Raw genomic sequence first — 17237 nt, 5'->3', positions numbered from 1 at the left:
ATGCCACCTTTCGGTGGCATTACACACGGGATTATTTCTACGTATAGATAGAAATACTTTACTTCCAACTTCTCATTTTGTGACCTTTCACAGCATAGAAGAGGATAAATAGGTAACTTGGGATCATTAAGCTATACGCACCTTGTGCACCTAAGCCTGCAACGTTACCCAGACCAATGAGTAACGGCCCTAAGGCGCCACCTGCGATGCCCATAATTAACAGGCCAGACGCTGTACCAGTTAATCGCCCTAATCCTTCTAATGCCAATGGCCAAATAGCGGGCCAAACCATAGCATTAGCAAAACCAAGTAATGCAATACACAATAACGGATCTGGCAACTCAGGTCCACCAAATGGTACCAGTAACAAGTTCGCTATAGCAAAAGATTCGTTACTACCAAATACAACGGCTAATACAGTTACAATACCTGCAATTCCCGACATCATCAACGCATTTTGTTGAGACATAAATTTAGGGATCAAAGCGATACCAATTGCATATCCAACAAGCATACAGGTCATTGTATAAGAAGTCATTACAGAATAATCAGCAATACCCAACTGCAAAGCGTAAGAGCCAATGGTGTCCGCTGCAATAACCTCCACAGCCACATACAAGGCAATACCGATTACGCCTAAAACCAAATGCGGGTGAGCAAGTGTTTCTTTAAGTTCCCCTTTACTGGTTTTGCTTTCTTCACTAAATACCAAGTCGGGTAAAGGTGCAAATTTCGCAAATAAAGCAAACAGGAAAATTAAGCCAGCGATAGCCATATAAGGCGCGATTAGACTGTTTGCCATGATATCTTTTTGCTCTTGAGTCAGCTTCGCAGCCCCTTCAACTAAGCCACTTACCACCACAGCAGCAAATACGATAGGCACAATCACACCAGCCGACTTATTTAACAACCCCATGATACATACTCGAACTGCAGCAGACTTCTCCGAGCCCATTTTAACGACATACGGATTGACTGCGGTTTGTAAAACGGTTTGCCCAACACCAATCATCAGCTGAGCAAATAAGAAAATTTCTATCATTTGCATTTTAGCTGCGGGTATATACATCAAGGCTGAAGCCGCCATAATGACACACCCTATTGCCATACCATTTTTATAGCCTACGCGCTTGATTAACATCGCTGAAGGGATGCCTGCGACCGTCACAGCAATATAAAAAGACGATATAATAAAAGAGGCTTGTAACGGTGTTAGTTCAAGCATCTGTTGTAAAAACGGAGTAATCGCGCCATTGAGCCAAGTGATACACCCCAGAATGAAAAACATTGAACCTGCAAGTATCATCGGGAGCCAAATACTCTGCTTTTCTTTATCTTCAATTTCCACGATTGCTTCCATAATTCTCTTCTTGTTGCTAATTAATATCATTATTTTGACTGTCATGCATTGCCATAAAGCAAAAGCTAGATGCATTATCTTTGCATGGCAGCAAAAAATGACAGCGCTGACATTTAACTTTACGTTAAAATTTTACTTTTGACTAGTTAGATTTTAAACACAATTGTAACTAAAACTGAAACATTAAAATTTTAGTGACTTTGCGCCTGAATAGGGCTAAATCAATTTAGCCCCGTGACACGACTTACATTATTTTTCCCAACGCGTGTTCGCAAACGTACAACTGAAGGGTCACTCACAGCGACCGGTGCACTATACGCTTGCCAACTTTGGCCTGCGTCCAAACTATATTCGATTGTTAAATAAGGAAATGCGCTATTGGCAAACAAATTACCATTTTCCAGCTTCGCGCCAGGTACTGGTAGATTTGCGTTGACTTGATCGTGCTGTAGCTTTGCTAATTCTTTAACTGACAAGGCAGCAGCAAACAACTGCCAATCTTTATCAAACTCCTTGGAATTTAACCCTACGCTTTCCCACTTAGACTTATGCCACGCCCGCTCTGCAACAGCTAGAATACGTGGAAAGATCATTGCTAATACTTGCTCTTCAGTACGTATTGTTTCACTCCATACTTGTCCCTGCATTCCTACAATATTCTCAGGCTTTTCGAGTGGAGGTAACTCTCGACCAACCAGCGCTTCTAGATTTACAATCGGCTCTCTAGTACGGGTAAAGTCAGCATTGCCATACACATCATCTGGCATATAGCTAAAGGTTTTTTTGGTATCAATATAACGTGTTGCCCAGTAATAACCTCGTTCTTGTGGATGTGCTTCATAGGGGTGGTCAAAATACAGATGCGTGCCATGGGACAAAATAACTTGATAGCCTTCATTGGCTAAACGGTATGCTCTGTCTGCCACGCCCCACTCCCAAATGTTATCCCATACATTAGCCGTAAATGTTTTGTTTGGAAAAGCTGAGCGGTTGAAAGGGTTAACGCGGTCATACATCAAGCCATCTTCCCAAGCACCAGGTGTGATCCCGCGCTTATTGAGCATTTCTGCCACGCGCTGAGTAAAGTATGGTTTTAAATCCGCAACACCTGACACACCATTATTGGGTTGCGCAAATAAATTTTGACAGGCTTTAGACTTTCCCCATGACCCGGCCCCAACTTCATCGCCACCAAAATGTAAGTTAGTTAATCGTGTACCTGCGTCACGATACATACTTTGTAGTTCATAGGTCACTTTTTCCATAAATGCATAACTAGAATCAAGACAAACATTTATAGAATTATCAGTATAGCTTTGCACCGTAATATATTGAGATTCATCTCCAGGCTCACTAAGTAAGTAAGCGCTAGCCTCCGCCTTTTTACCCTGCTTTATCAACTTATTATATCTTGCTTCCATTGCTTTGATGGATGCTCTCGCATGTCCAGGGCTCTCTATTTCCGGCACTATATTAATGTGCCTAGCCTTAGCAAACTTTAGTAACTCAACAAAGTCTTCTCTTGTTAAGTAGCCATTGCCAGAGCCCGATTTAAACGGCCCAGTTCCCAGTTGAGTCAATAAACAGCTTTGCTCAGTCAAATCAAAACAGCGATGTCCACCAATCTGTGCCAGTTCAGGTAAACCTGGGATATCGAGTCGCCACCCTTCATCATCAGAGAAATGCCAATGCAAAACATTCATTTTATAGCGCGCCATTTGCTCAACTAACTTAAACATCGCTTCTTTGCCATGAAAGTTACGTGCATTATCGTAATGCATGCCACGCCAGCTTAACCTTGGACTGTCTTCAATCTCTACATTCTGTAACGTTACACTCTCACGCGCATCAGCGGGAAATAAAGCCAACAAACTTTGCATACCATAAAATACGCCTGCGTTGTCCACACCCACAATTTCAATTCGCTCATCATCAATTTCAAGACGATAGCTTTGGGCTTTACCATCAGCAATAGAGCTATCAACTTTTAAAATAATTGTTGGCTGTTTTGGAACGGCAATGTGATCTGGCTGTGCGTCCAACGTTAACCCGTATTGTGCTAAGTCCTGCTGAAAAACCGCAAGTTCAGATTTCAACCGACCAGCAAAGCGAATTTGCCAATTGCTATCGAGAATGGCTTTGCCACGATTGAAATCCACCTTGTTGGGTTTGGGAATAATTCTTTTGCGCGCTTCTTCTTCTGACACTTTGACACTGTTTTGATTACGTTCATAGCGCAGTTTCGCCGTCGCTAGCTGAGTACGATCTACAGGTTCATTGTAACGCCTCAGTTGGTTTTCTCTCTCAATGGGTGCAATAAATTGTTGTAAGTCTTCGGTATCAGTATTAGCAAAAATAGCAGGAATCTGTTCTTTAACAACCATAAATGCACGCGGCATAAAGTCACTGTACGCGGCAATCCAAACATTTGCTTCAAACTTGATAGTTAATTGCTCACCACCCGCAAGCCCGGGGAACTCAGCCGTCGGTACGAAACGATGTAAATCACCATTGATATGCTCAACTTTAAACCCTGATGCCTGTTTTGTATGGATCTTACGTACCGAATGAATATAAATCTGCCAATCGCCCTCGCCTTTAGGTAGCGCCACACCAGAATTGTTTGTCAACGTCATGGAGCCTATAAAGCTCGATGCCCCATTGTGGAAGTTGTCTTCTACCGCAAATGTTAGCGCAGTACCTTGGGTAAAGCGTTGCAATTCACTATCCGACAGTGTTGCATTGGCAAGTAAGGGGACGGAGGCTAACACGCTAGCCATTATCGTTTGCTTAAAACTCATCGTATGCTCCTTTATAAAGCGGTAGTCTCTTCGCTTCGTTTCTATTCTTCTATAAGCGAGTTGATTAATTATTAGCTGATTCATTTCTCCTTCATCATATAAAAACTAAAATGACAGCGCTATCATTATTTTTTCATAGTTTTGAAACAACCAAGATTTATAAGTAAAGAAGCCCGCAATCGCGGGCTTCTTTATTAGCTAAAGCAGGTGCTTACCAAATTTTCACACGCTGCTCAGGCGCCAAATACATCTGATCGCCTTGTTTGACATCAAATGCCTCATAAAACTCCGGCATATTCGGTAATACGCCAATTACACGATAATGGCTCGGTGAGTGTGGATCCGTAACCAAACGGTTACGCAATTCTTCCTCGCGGTATTTTCTACGCCAGATCTGTGACCAGCCCATGAAAAATCGCTGTTCTCCAGTATAGCCGTCAATAACTGGCGCTTTTTTATCACCTAGAGAGATTTGATAAGCTTTATAAGCAACTGTTAAGCCCCCTAAGTCACCTATGTTTTCACCTAAGGTAAACTGACCGTTGACGTTTGCATCTTCAAATGGCTTAAATTGATCGAATTGCTCTACTAGGTTTTTGCTTCGCGCTTCAAACTGTGCAAGATCTGATTCGCTCCACCAGTTGCGCAAGTTGCCATCACCATCATATTTTGCACCTTGATCGTCAAAGCCATGACCTAGCTCATGACCAATGACGGCACCTATCGCACCGTAGTTAACGGCGTCATCTGCAGCAAGGTTAAAGAATGGTGGCTGTAAAATAGCAGCAGGGAAAACAATTTCATTGTTTACCGGGTTATAATAAGCATTTACTGTCTGCGGTGTCATGAGCCACTCTGAGCGATCCACTGGCTTGCCCATTTTATTCACCATCTCTTGGTATGACCATTGAGTATAGCGTACGTGGTTACCAAGCAGGTCATCACGGTTGATTTGTAGTGCCGAGTAATCTTTCCACTTATCAGGGTAGCCAATCTTAGGTGTGAACTTGCTTAATTTTTCTTTGGCTGCAATTTTAGTCTCTGCGCTCATCCATTCAAGATCATCAATAGCCTGTTCAAACCCTATGATCAAATTCGCAACCAGCGCTTCCATTTTAGCTTTCGCTTGTGGTGGAAAATGCTGCTTAACATAAGTTTTACCCAGCAACTCACCCAATACTGCATTGCTTGCATCTACTGCTTTTTTCCAAGTAGGAGCTTGCTCTTCAAGGCCTCTAAGCTTTTTATCAAAGAAGTTGAACTTAAGCTCAACCATATCTTTGTTTAGCAAAGTGGCGTGGTTGTTTACAAAGTGAAAGGTAAGATATTGCTGCCAGGTTTCAAGTGACGTATCGCCATAGATTTCTGACAAACCTTGTAAATATGAAGGCTGACTGACGATAAGCTCTTTAAGTTCTAGCCCAAAGGTATTGAAGAATGCTGGTAATTCAAACTGTGGCATCAACTGATCCACTTCGGCTAGCGTCATTTTATTGTAAGTCTTAGTCGCATCACGGCTCTCTACACGTGTCCACTGTGCATCAGCCATAGCCTTTTCTAGTGCTAGAATGTTTGCTGCAATCTGTTTTGTATCTTTATGGCCAAGTCTGGTAAAAACCTGTTCAATATATTGCTGATACTCTTCACGTATGTTGTTGAATTTATCGGTGTCTTTTAAGTAGTAATCTCTGTCTGGTAAACCCAAACCTGACTGGTACACATACAGTGCGTACTCAGTTGAGTTCTTCGCATCATTATTAACATACCAACCAAATGGGGTGTTTCCACCTTGGCTCAGCACCTTTGCCATTAAAGCGGGTAATTCGGCTTTGTCTTTAACCGCATTGATCTCACTAAGGTAAGTTTTTATGGGCGATAGGCCTAGCTCTTCGCGTGCGGTTTCGTCTATATAGCTCGCATAAAATGCACCTAACTTGTGTTCATCGCTGCCTGGCGCAGCCTGAGCATTTGACTTGGCACTTTCCAGTATTTCTTTTAGGGCTTTTTGAGACTCATCATAAAGCTGTGAAAATGAGCCATAGTTTGATTTATCTGCAGGAATTTGTGTTTTTTCAAGCCATTTTCCGTTCACGTGATAATAGAAATCATCTTGTGCTCTTACGGTGCGGTCAATATTGTTTAGGTCTATTCCCGACACTTTAGCAACTTGCTGGGATTGCTGCTGAGCTGCAGCCTGAGTGTTACTTGCAGGTTCACTGCACCCCAACAAACCAAGTGTCATTGCGACGCTCGCCGCCGTTAATTTAATTTTATTCATTTATGATATTTCCATAAGTTGTACCACATTATCTTAAACCGCTTAACGTCCAGAAAACAATTTCAATGGACGAATAAACCTATATTCAATGGTAACAAATCGTGTACATACTCACTTAAAAGTCCGACTGTAATTTGGAGACAATTTCTCGATTTGCTTCAGGAAAAGACAATTCATGTAGGTTCTCAATCGCAACCCATTGACATAACTGTCCTTCTAGCCCCTTAGCTTCACCACTAAAGTCTTCCACCAAATGTATATCTAGGCAAACGTGCTTGTCTCCGTAGTCGTGCTCAATACGCATTAATGCTTGTGAACTATTGACGGTAATATTCACTTCTTCTGCGAGTTCTCTTTTGAGGGCGTGAAAAATACTTTCTTGTGCTTCTACCTTTCCGCCAGGAAACTCCCACAAGCCGCCTTGGTGCTGGTGTTCAGCACGTTTACTGACAAACACGTGTCGATTTTTCATGATCACACCAACAGCAACATTTACTATCTTCTTTTGCATTATCGCTCCCGAAAAAAAAGCGACTCAAGGTCGCTTTTTCGTTACTCTTTTATTTATTACTTAAGTTTACCGCAACACTGCTTATATTTTTTGCCTGAGTTACAAGGACAAGGTTCGTTACGGCCAACCTTAGGTTCAGTACGCGAAGCTACAGCTGCAGCACCTTCTGGTACTTCACCACCAACTTGCTCTGCGTCCGCATGCTGGTATTCTCTTGGTGCTTGCTCGCTACGACGATGTTGTTGCTCTACTTTTTCAACATCTTCTTCTGCACGAACCTGTACTTTACTCAAAATACCCACGACATCGACCTTCAAGTTCTCCAACATTTCTGAGAACAACTCGAAAGACTCACGCTTGTATTCCTGTTTTGGATTCTTCTGCGCATAACCACGTAAATGAATGCCCTGACGCAAGTGATCCATCGCTGCCAAGTGATCTTTCCAGTGCTGATCCAGGCTCTGCAACATAACTGCTTTTTCAAACTGACGGAGCACTTCAGGACCAACCATCTGTTCTTTTTGCTTGTAAGCTGATTCTACTTCTTCGATGATACGATCACGAAGCTTCTCTTCGTACAGTTTCTCATCATCAGCCAGCCATTGAGCAATTGGTAACTCAAGTAAAAAGTCAGCTTTCAAGCGTTCTTCTAAACCTGGGATATCCCACATTTCAGCTAAGCTTTGTGGCGGAATAAACTGATCGATAGTGCTATTTAGCACGTCGCTGCGAATAGCAGTGATGGTCTCTGAGATATCGCCTTCTTCTAGTAGCTCATTACGCTGCTCGTATACAACACGGCGTTGGTCGTTCGCCACATCATCATATTCCAGAAGCTGTTTACGAATATCAAAGTTACGTGCCTCTACTTTACGCTGTGCATTTTCAATCGCGCGATTTACCCATGGGTGTTCAATCGCTTCGCCGCGCTGCATACCTAGCTTTCGCATCATGTTGGTCATGCGTTCACCTGCAAAGATACGCATTAATGCATCATCCATTGACAGATAGAAACGACTCGAACCCGCGTCCCCTTGACGGCCAGAACGACCACGTAACTGGTTATCGATGCGACGAGATTCGTGGCGTTCAGTACCGATGATATGCAAACCGCCAGCAGCAAGAACAGCATCATGCGTTTGCTTCCACTTTTCTTTGATCTGAGCGATTTGTTCTTCCGATGGGTTCTCGAGCTTGGCCACTTCTGACTGCCAGTTACCACCAAGAACAATATCTGTACCACGTCCAGCCATGTTAGTAGCAATGGTCACTTTACCTGGCAAACCAGCATCAGCAACAATATCAGCTTCTTGGGCATGGAATTTAGCGTTTAGTACGTTGTGTTCAATTTTTTCTTTCGTTAAGAAATGAGAAAGGTATTCAGAGCTTTCAATTGAAATAGTACCTACTAATACTGGTTGTCCACGCTTTTGGCAATCACGAATATCTTCCAAAATTGCTTCAAATTTTTCTTCTTGAGTTAGGTATACCAAGTCAGCGCGATCATCACGGATCATCGGTTTATTCGTTGGAATAACAACCGTGTCTAAACCGTAGATTGACTGGAACTCAAATGCCTCAGTGTCTGCGGTTCCCGTCATACCAGCGAGCTTTTCATAAATCCTAAAGTAGTTCTGGAAAGTAATTGATGCCAGTGTCTGGTTCTCATTTTGAATGCGAACACCTTCTTTAGCTTCAACTGCCTGATGCAGACCTTCAGACCAACGACGGCCTTCCATAGTACGACCAGTATGCTCATCAACAATGATAACTTCGTTATCTTTTACTACGTAGTCTACGTCCTTTTGATACAGTTTATGGGCACGTAACGCCGCATATACATGGCTCAACAACGTAATATTGCCCGCTGAATAAAGTGAGTCTCCCTCTTCAATCAAGCCATTGTCTATGAGTAACTCTTCAACTTTAAGCTGGCCACGCTCGGTCAGGTGAACCTGTTTTGACTTCTCATCTAATGTAAAGTCACCATCGCCTTCCACGCCTTCTTCATCTTCTTTTTCTTGTAGTTCTAAAGAAGGTACTAGCGTATTGATTTTCGCGTATAGCTCAGAACTGTCTTCTGCAGGACCAGAAATAATCAATGGGGTACGCGCTTCATCAATTAGAATCGAGTCCACCTCATCGACCACGGCATAATAAAGCGGGCGCTGTACTCGTTCAGCAATGCTAAATGCCATATTGTCGCGTAGGTAATCAAAGCCAAACTCATTGTTAGTACCATAAGTAATGTCTGCAGCATACGCTTCTTTTTTCTGCTGAGGCATCATGCCAGGCACATTACAACCAACGGTTAAGCCCAAAAACTCGAACAATGGGCGATTCGTTTCGGCATCACGTTTGGCCAAGTAGTCATTGACCGTAATAACATGCACGCCCTTACCAGTTAAACCATTTAAGTATGCAGGTAAGGTCGCGGTAAGTGTTTTACCTTCACCCGTACGCATTTCAGATATACGGCCTTGATGCAAAACGATACCACCTATCATCTGTACATCAAAGTGGCGCATATTGAATACACGCTTAGAGGCTTCTCTAACCGTTGCAAACGCTTCTGGCAAGAGATCGTCTAAGCTTGTACCTTGCTCATAACGCTGTCTGAATTCTGCTGTTTTAGCCTTTAGTTCTTCATCCGAAAGGGAGCTGTACTGTTCTTCTAACGCATTGATTAGGGCGACCGTTTTTCTTAAGTTTTTAATAGTGCGGTCGTTGCGACTACCAAAAATCTTGGTAAATAAATTAGCTATCATGTTAAAACCGTTTCACTCTTGTGATGGCTGACCTTCGCCATATCCATATTGTTATTTATTGGCATATGAGGCCGCACTGTTCGCTTTGGCAGCAAGTTAATTAAACCTCGCTATAATGCCTGAAGTTAAAATTATGCCCTATCATACCAGACTCAGCGAGTGTGCAAACCACTGAAATGAAATCAACCGCGTTTTCCTGTCAATTAACGGTTGGAACGTAAACTTAAGTTGCTACGTTGTAAGTCAGCTGCTTGTAATGCTCAAGAAGGTATCCGAGGTCCTACCAATATATGGGTACGATTTAATGCAATTCAAGAGCGCAAATACTTCTGTTGCGCCTGATGCAGCGTTATACTGAGCTGAGTATCAGCAAATAGGCTACTTTCGGTATGGCAAAAAACCGCTATGATCCAAAACAACTCAATGAATTGATGGGCAAGTGGTCAGATAAGCTAAGTGACTATACCCACAAATCACAAACAATGGCGCATCTTCAACATACTTTAGAGGCTGCAATAGGGCCTATTTTGAGTAAAAAAGCCCGTGTTGCTAACTACCGTGATGGCACACTCGTTATTGAAGCTGCATCAGCAACTTTGGCCACAAGACTCAATTATCTGAAGATGGAAGTTTTATCGAAGTTTAGACAAGCAGGCATGATCGAGTGTACACAAGTTAAGGTAGTCACTAACCCTGAAGCTCAACAGCGCTTAACCCCTAGAGACAACAAACAGGGCCAATCAAAAGAACCGAACACAGGAAGGGTAATGAGCGAGCAAACAGCAGCGCAATTAGTTGAACTGGCACAAAATGCTCCCCCTAGCCTCCAAGAAAAACTTTTGAAGCTAGCCACTCATGCCCAAAAAAAAGGTAAAAAAAATGACGCTTGAGAGCGTCATTTTTTTGCTTTCTTATTTCAAGCCGTGGCAACTTCCAATCCAGGTGCAGGCATTGCGACAGGCTCATCAAATGTTGCCCATTCCCATGCCGACTCAGTCGCCATAATCGTACGTAGCAACTTATTGTTCAAACCGTGGCCTGACTTATAACAGGTGATTTTACCTAAAATATTATGACCTGCCATGAACATATCACCAACACAGTCTAATATTTTATGTTTCACAAATTCATCGTCATAGCGCAAGCCATTTGGGTTTAGCACCTTATAGTCATCAAGCACTACCGCATTGTCCATGCTGCCACCTAACGCAAGGTTATTAGCATGCATGTACTCGATATCTTTCATGAAACCAAAGGTTCTGGCTCGACTTATTTCTTCTGTGAAGCTCTGCGCTGTAATATCAAGCGCAATACGCTGACGGCTATCATTGATAGCTGGATGGTCAAAAGCAATTTCAAAGTCTATGTGGAAGCCATCATAAGGGGTAATTTCAGCCCACTTATCGCCCTCTTCTACACGCACTTTTTCTTTGATACGAATAAAACGCTTAGCCACGTTTTGTTCTTTAATACCGCCCTTTTGCAATAAATAAATGAATGGTAATGCACTCCCATCCATAATTGGCACTTCAGAGCTATCCAGCTCCACAATCAGGTTATCAATACCCATCGCAGCAACAGCGGCGATTAAGTGCTCAGTGGTCGATAGACGGATGCCATCTTTGTTTGTCAAACACGTACATAGCTGGGTATCACCCACAGCCTCAGGCGTAGTTTCAAAGTCAACTACTGGGTCAAGATCCACACGACGAAACACCACTCCGGTGTTTTCACTCGCAGGTCGGAGAGTGATCGTGACCTTTTCACCTTTGTGAAGCCCTACACCCGTTGCTTTAACAACTTCGGCAATTGTACGTTGTCTAATCATAGCTTCGCCCACTTTTATTACACATAGACGGCGGATTGTATCACAGATACGACCACCTGCCAATCGTTTAATCTATAGCCAAATGTTAATCTGACTGCTTACGCAAAAACGCTGGGATATCGAAGTAGTTGTCTTTCTCTTTATCCGCGTCTTTGCTGCTCGGTTTACTTGATTCCGTAGTGCTAGACTGACTGCTACCCGCTGTTGAGCTACTGTTGCTTGGCACACTTTCTTGTACGGTTTCTGTTTGTGGCTGCGTAAAGCTTGGTACAAACATACCAGCCGACTGACCACTTTCTTGGGTCGCGCCACCTGTATCAGAACCAACAACCTTTTTAAAACCGCTATCTACAATGCCAAACTGAGGACGACGTTCACCGCCGAGGCCTGTTGCAACAACCGTCACTCGAAGCTCTTCGCTCATTTCTGGGTCAATAACCGCACCCACAACTACCGTTGCATTCTCAGAAGCTAACGCTTTAACATGGTTACCAACAATTTCAAACTCTTCAATAGTGATATCCATACCCGCGGTAATATTCACTAGGATGCCTTTTGCACCTGTTAAGTCTACATCTTCTAACAACGGACTTGAAATCGCTGCTTCTGCCGCTTCTTGTGCTCTATCAGGGCCTGAAGCAGATGCCGTTCCCATCATTGCAGTTCCCATTGCTGACATGACCGTTCTCACATCCGCAAAGTCCACATTGATCAAACCAGAACGCGTGATCAACTCAGCTATACCTTGCACAGCGCCATATAGAACGTCATTCGCTTTTGCAAACGCGTCTAATAATGTAGTGCCTTTACCAAGCACTTTCAGTAATTTGTTGTTTGGAATTGTAATAAGTGAATCTACAATTTCTGACAACTCGCTGATCCCTTGATCTGCCGCGGCCATACGCTTCTTACCTTCAAGATCAAATGGGCGTGTCACCACCGCTACGGTCAAAATACCTAGCTCTTTTGCTACGCGAGCCACCACTGGCGCAGCACCTGTGCCTGTGCCTCCACCCATACCAGCGGCAATAAAGACCATATCAGCACCCTCAAGCGCTGATTTAATCGTTTCTATGTCTTCTTCTGCGGATTTACGACCTACCTCTGGGTTGGCTCCTGCACCTAAACCGGATGTGATCTGCGTACCTAGTTGTACCGTTACATCTGCTGAAGATTTGCGTAACGCTTGCGCATCAGTGTTAGCTGCAATAAAGCGAACACCTTCAATTTCTTGTTTCACCATGTGCTCAACGGCGTTACCACCACCGCCACCGACACCAATAACTTTAATTACAGCTTCTTCGCTGTGCTGTTCCATAATATCAAACATTTTCACTCTCCGACTTGAGCTTAAAACTCACCTTGGAACCATCTAGTAATGCGGCTCCACCAACTTCCTTCCGATTCTGCTTTCGACTTTTGTGCATTCATCGATTGCAGCGTTCGGCCGTATTGTAACAAACCTACCGCAGTTGCGTATGCAGGATCGTTAACATAATCTGTTAACCCAGTGATACCAATGGGTTTACCAATTCTCACTGGCATTTGGCAAATATCTTCGGCAACCTCAAGGGCACCGGCCATTTTTCCACTGCCTCCAGTAATCACCAGGCCAGCAGCAATTTGATCTTCAAAACCTGAGCGGCGAATTTCTTCCAACGCCAACTCTAATAACTCACGAAACCTAGGTTCAACCACCTCAGATAGTGTGTGCCTAGACATTAAACGAGCTGGACGCCCCCCCACACTAGGAACCTCGATCGCTTCTTCGTTGCTAGCCATTTGGCTACTCGCACAGGCATATTGTACTTTTAGTGACTCCGCATGAGAAATAGGGGTACGAAAGATTTTCGCAATATCTCCCGTTACCTGATTGCCTGCAACTGGAATAACCGCTGAGTGACGAAGTGCGCCATTTAAATAAATGGCAATGTCCATCGTACCGCCACCAATATCCACAACGGCAACGCCCAATTCTTTCTCATCTTCTGTGAGCACCGAATAACAGGACGCCAATGCGCTAAACGTCAACTGATCTACCTGCAAACCACAACGTTCTACACACTTTTCTAAGTTTTTTGCCATATCATTCGAGCAGGTAATGATATGTGCTTTAGCTTCCATTCTTACCCCACTCATGCCGAGTGGGTTTTTGATACCTTCCTGCATATCAATGCTATATTCTTGTGGCAATGAATGTAACATTTTGCGTTCAGCGGAAATTGGCACAGAACGCGCTATATGGATCACATTGGCAATATCATCATCACTTACTTCGGCGTTATTAATTGCCACAACACCGCTTTCGTTTTGACACTGAATATGCTTACCTGAGATCCCTAAATAAACCGAACTAATTCGACAATCAGCCATTAGCTCAGCTTCATCAATTGCACGACGAATCGACTCAGAAACAAGGTTTAGATCGTTCACACCACCTTTATCCATACCATGGGAGACTTGGTTACCCACTCCCACAATACTAAGCTGATTGTCTGCGGTGATCTCGCCAACAGTCGCAACCACCTTTGAAGTACCTACATCTAACCCTATCACTAGGTTTCTTTCTGCTGACTTAGTCATGCTTCACTCTTACTTTGTTGTTCTTGTTCTTGCGGATACTTCCAACTTACCGCAAGCCCGATATCGTAACGCAGGTCTACCACGTCTAACGCAGCGCCCTCAGGTGCTCGCATTTTCGGATAGACATCAATAAATCTTTGTACCCGCTTCGCTATTTTCTCACGACCCAAATTTAATCGGATCCCGCTGTCTAGCCACAATTGCCAAGCAAAGCGCTCTGACAGCGCTAAACTAACCAATTTAAAGTCATTCACACCCAGCATGTCTTTAAACTGCAAAAATGTTTGCCATGCTTCTTGCTCACTGCCTTCAGGTCCATATAACTGAGGCAACTGTTCACTCACCAAATCGCTTTGTGCCTGAAACACTTCACCATCTTGGTTCAATAACAAGTCACTGTTCCAAACCGCTACAGGGGTATGCTCTACAACATAAACTTGCAGCTGATCAGGCCATTGCTTTCGCACAGAAACATGTGCAATCCAAGGCAGTGCTTTAACCTTGCTATGTACAGACTGAACATCGAGCTCAAAATAACTGCTTAAATCAACCTGTTTGATCGCGGCAATAATATCAGCTTCTTTTGTGTAGTGCGGCTCACCCAGTACAGTTAACTGCTTGATTTGCGCGTCTTTATGCTCCACCAACCAGTCACTAACCCAGTAGGTCCCTCGCACTACACTCACTATTACTAAAATGAAAAAGCCTATTCCGAGCAACAACGACCAATTAAGGCGTTGATTCATTTGTTTAGCTTTTTCAAAAAATGCACGCATCTTAAAGCGTTTGCTCCAAAATGCGAACAACTAATTGCTCAAAAGTTATGCCTTGTGCTTTTGCCGCCATCGGCACCAACGACTTTTGCGTCATGCCTGGTACAGTATTCACTTCAAGTAAATAAAAGTGACCATTTTCATCTTGCATTGCATCAACTCGGCCCCAACCACTTGCACCAACCAATTCAAAAGCATGTTTCGCCATTACCTGCAGCTGAGCACTATGCGCATGTGAAATATCAGCAGGGCAAAAATATTGTGTACTATTTACCTGATACTTTGCCTCATAGTCATAAAAACCACGTGGCGTCTTCATTTCAATCACAGGTAAAGCTTCATCACCTAACATGGCAACAGTGAATTCTCTGCCAGTAATCCATTGCTCTACTAACACTTGCTCATCAAACTCAAAGGCATTCGTCAATGCCGTTGTTAGTTCCTGCGCATTAGTCGCTTGCGCCATACCTATGCTAGATCCTTCATGAGAAGGTTTAACCATCACTTTGCCAAATTCCTTTATGATGGCATCAGCATTAAACCCGGCGTTAGCATCAACCACCGCATATGGCGCGGTGCTGAGTTTGGCTGACTTAAATAAATGCTTGCAACGTACTTTATCCATCGCTAAAGCACTGCCTAATACACCACTTCCTGTGTAGGGAATACCCATATATTCCAAAGCACCTTGGATGGTGCCGTCTTCACCACCTCGGCCATGCAGCGCGATAAACACACGCTCGACTGCCAGACTCTTTAACTCCCACAGGTTTCGTTCTGCCGGGTCAAATGCAATTGCATCAACTCCTGCACTCAATAATGCATTGAGTACAGCTTCGCCTGATTTTAAAGACACCTCACGCTCAGCTGAACTTCCGCCCAGCAATACTGCTACTTTTCCAAACGTGCTCATGCATCACCTTGCTGTAGTGCTGCCACCGACATTTTGGTAGCAGCTAATTGTTTTACGATTTGACCAATGTTGCCTGCACCTTGCGTGATAACCAGATCATTATCCTGTAATGTTTCAGCCAATATTGTTGATAACTCGGCGTGATCTGACACATGGATTGGCTCAACACCACGCTGACGTAAGCTACGGCATAAACTCTTGCTATCAGCCCCCACAATTGGCGCTTCTCCCGCGCTATATACATCCAGTAGGATCAACTGATCGACTTCTGAAAGCACTTTGACAAAATCTTCATACAGATCGCGGGTTCGAGTATAACGGTGCGGTTGATAGATCATCACTAAGCGCTTATCGGCCCATCCGGCACGCGCAGCCTGAATCGTCACTGCAACCTCTGACGGATGATGACCATAATCATCAACCAACATGACTTTACCTCGCTCATTGTCAAACTCACCGTAATGCTGAAAGCGTCGGCCAATACCTTCAAATTTCTCAAGTGCTGCTAAAATTGCTGCATTATCTATGTCATGATCTTTTGCAACGGCAATGGCAGCGGTCGCATTGAGCGCATTGTGTCTGCCCGGCATATTCAATTTAACTTCAATCGCTTCACCTTTTTTGGTTACCACAGTGAATTCGCTACTACTTACCGTTTGCTTAAAGTTTTCCATGCGATAGTCCGCAAGTTCTGACTCACCGTAAGTAATAGTTGGACGCGCGAAACGTGGGATCAAATCTGCTGCAACTTCTGAGTCTATACACACCACAGCTAAGCCATAAAACGGCAAATTATGGATAAAGTCCACATAGGTGTCTTTCATTTTTTCAAAGTCACCTTCGTATGTATCCATATGATCTGCTTCAATATTAGTGATTACAGAAACCATTGGCTGTAAATGCAAAAACGAAGCATCACTTTCATCTGCCTCAGCTATCAATACATCACCAGTGCCTAGCTTTGCATTGGTGCCCGCGCTGTTTAGCAATCCTCCGATCACAAATGTTGGGTCAAGTTTTGCCTGCGCAAATATACTGGCAATGAGGCTGGTTGTTGTTGTTTTACCATGGGTACCCGCGATGGCGATACCATGACGAAAACGCATCAACTCTGCGAGCATTTCAGCACGTCTTACAATGGGAATACGTGCGCCCTTTGCCGCGATTATTTCTGGATTGCGTTCATCGATAGCGCTTGAAACCACAACCACATTAGCGTCTTTAATGTTATTTTCGTGATGACCAATAAATACTTCTGCGCCAGCTTTCAATAACCGCTCTGTCATCGCATTCTTTGCAATATCAGATCCAGTGATGCGATATCCTTCATACGCTAGTACTTCCGCTATGCCGCCCATACCGGCTCCACCAATACCAATAAAGTGTATGGTGTTAATTCTTCTCATAGCTCGACGATTACTG

The 17237-nt window shown here is 43.7% G+C and carries 12 protein-coding genes; 1 reads left to right on the top strand and 11 read right to left on the bottom strand.

From position 1 onward, the window contains the following. Nucleotides 1-58: 58 nt before the first annotated feature. The 5 genes from nagP to secA all read right to left on the bottom strand — a co-directional run bounded on the left by nagP (nt 59) and on the right by secA (nt 9718). Entirely contained in the window at nt 59-1360 is a 1302-nt protein-coding gene (nagP, locus tag BET10_RS02400) for an N-acetylglucosamine MFS transporter NagP (RefSeq protein ID WP_070983224.1), read from the bottom strand. A gap of 221 nt (nt 1361-1581) precedes the next feature. Then, complete coding sequence (locus tag BET10_RS02395; protein ID WP_070983223.1) at nt 1582-4161, bottom strand: family 20 glycosylhydrolase; 2580 nt, start codon at nt 4159-4161, stop codon at nt 1582-1584. Between the two features lie 211 nt (nt 4162-4372). Further along, nucleotides 4373-6439: a M13 family metallopeptidase gene (locus tag BET10_RS02390; RefSeq protein ID WP_070983222.1), complete on the bottom strand. Its 2067-nt coding sequence runs from the start codon at nt 6437-6439 to the stop codon at nt 4373-4375. A 115-nt stretch (nt 6440-6554) separates the two neighbouring features. Further along, nucleotides 6555-6950 carry an 8-oxo-dGTP diphosphatase MutT gene (gene mutT / locus BET10_RS02385; protein WP_070983221.1) on the bottom strand — a complete coding sequence of 132 codons (396 nt, stop codon included), beginning with the start codon at nt 6948-6950 and terminating at the stop codon, nt 6555-6557. 56 nt (nt 6951-7006) lie between these two features. Continuing rightward, a complete protein-coding gene (secA, locus tag BET10_RS02380; protein ID WP_070983220.1) occupies nt 7007-9718 on the bottom strand; it encodes a preprotein translocase subunit SecA in 2712 nt (903 codons plus the stop codon). Nucleotides 9719-10107: 389 nt separating this feature from the next. On the opposite strand from secA, the gene BET10_RS02375 reads away from it, so the two are divergent. Then, a complete protein-coding gene (locus tag BET10_RS02375) occupies nt 10108-10608 on the top strand; it encodes a DUF721 domain-containing protein (protein WP_070983219.1) in 501 nt (166 codons plus the stop codon). A gap of 26 nt (nt 10609-10634) precedes the next feature. Here the strand turns inward: BET10_RS02375 and lpxC are convergent, their stop codons facing one another. The 6 genes from lpxC to murC form a co-directional block, all read right to left on the bottom strand. Beyond that, the gene (gene lpxC, locus BET10_RS02370) at nt 10635-11546 is read right to left on the bottom strand and encodes a UDP-3-O-acyl-N-acetylglucosamine deacetylase (protein WP_070983218.1); all 912 of its coding nucleotides are present in this window, start codon (nt 11544-11546) and stop codon (nt 10635-10637) included. A gap of 85 nt (nt 11547-11631) precedes the next feature. After that, entirely contained in the window at nt 11632-12876 is a 1245-nt protein-coding gene (ftsZ, locus tag BET10_RS02365; protein WP_070983217.1) for a cell division protein FtsZ, read from the bottom strand. Nucleotides 12877-12896: 20 nt separating this feature from the next. Next, entirely contained in the window at nt 12897-14129 is a 1233-nt protein-coding gene (ftsA, locus tag BET10_RS02360; protein WP_070983216.1) for a cell division protein FtsA, read from the bottom strand. Continuing rightward, complete coding sequence (locus BET10_RS02355) at nt 14126-14905, bottom strand: cell division protein FtsQ/DivIB (protein WP_070983215.1); 780 nt, start codon at nt 14903-14905, stop codon at nt 14126-14128. Before BET10_RS02355 ends, ftsA begins: the two co-directional genes overlap by 4 nt. A gap of 1 nt (nt 14906) precedes the next feature. Next, nucleotides 14907-15815, bottom strand: a complete 909-nt coding sequence (locus BET10_RS02350; RefSeq protein ID WP_070983214.1) for a D-alanine--D-alanine ligase — start codon at nt 15813-15815, stop codon at nt 14907-14909. After that, nucleotides 15812-17221, bottom strand: coding sequence for a UDP-N-acetylmuramate--L-alanine ligase (murC, locus tag BET10_RS02345; protein ID WP_070983425.1), 1410 nt, complete (start codon nt 17219-17221; stop codon nt 15812-15814). The genes BET10_RS02350 and murC overlap by 4 nt, the downstream gene beginning before the upstream one ends. Nucleotides 17222-17237 lie beyond the last annotated feature (16 nt).

Origin of the sequence: Pseudoalteromonas amylolytica, from assembly GCF_001854605.1 — a bacterium.
In the GTDB taxonomy this organism is placed as follows: Bacteria; Pseudomonadota; Gammaproteobacteria; order Enterobacterales; family Alteromonadaceae; genus Pseudoalteromonas; species Pseudoalteromonas amylolytica.
Note: the sequence above shows the minus strand (reverse complement) of the source record. Positions and strands in the feature narration are given on the sequence as shown.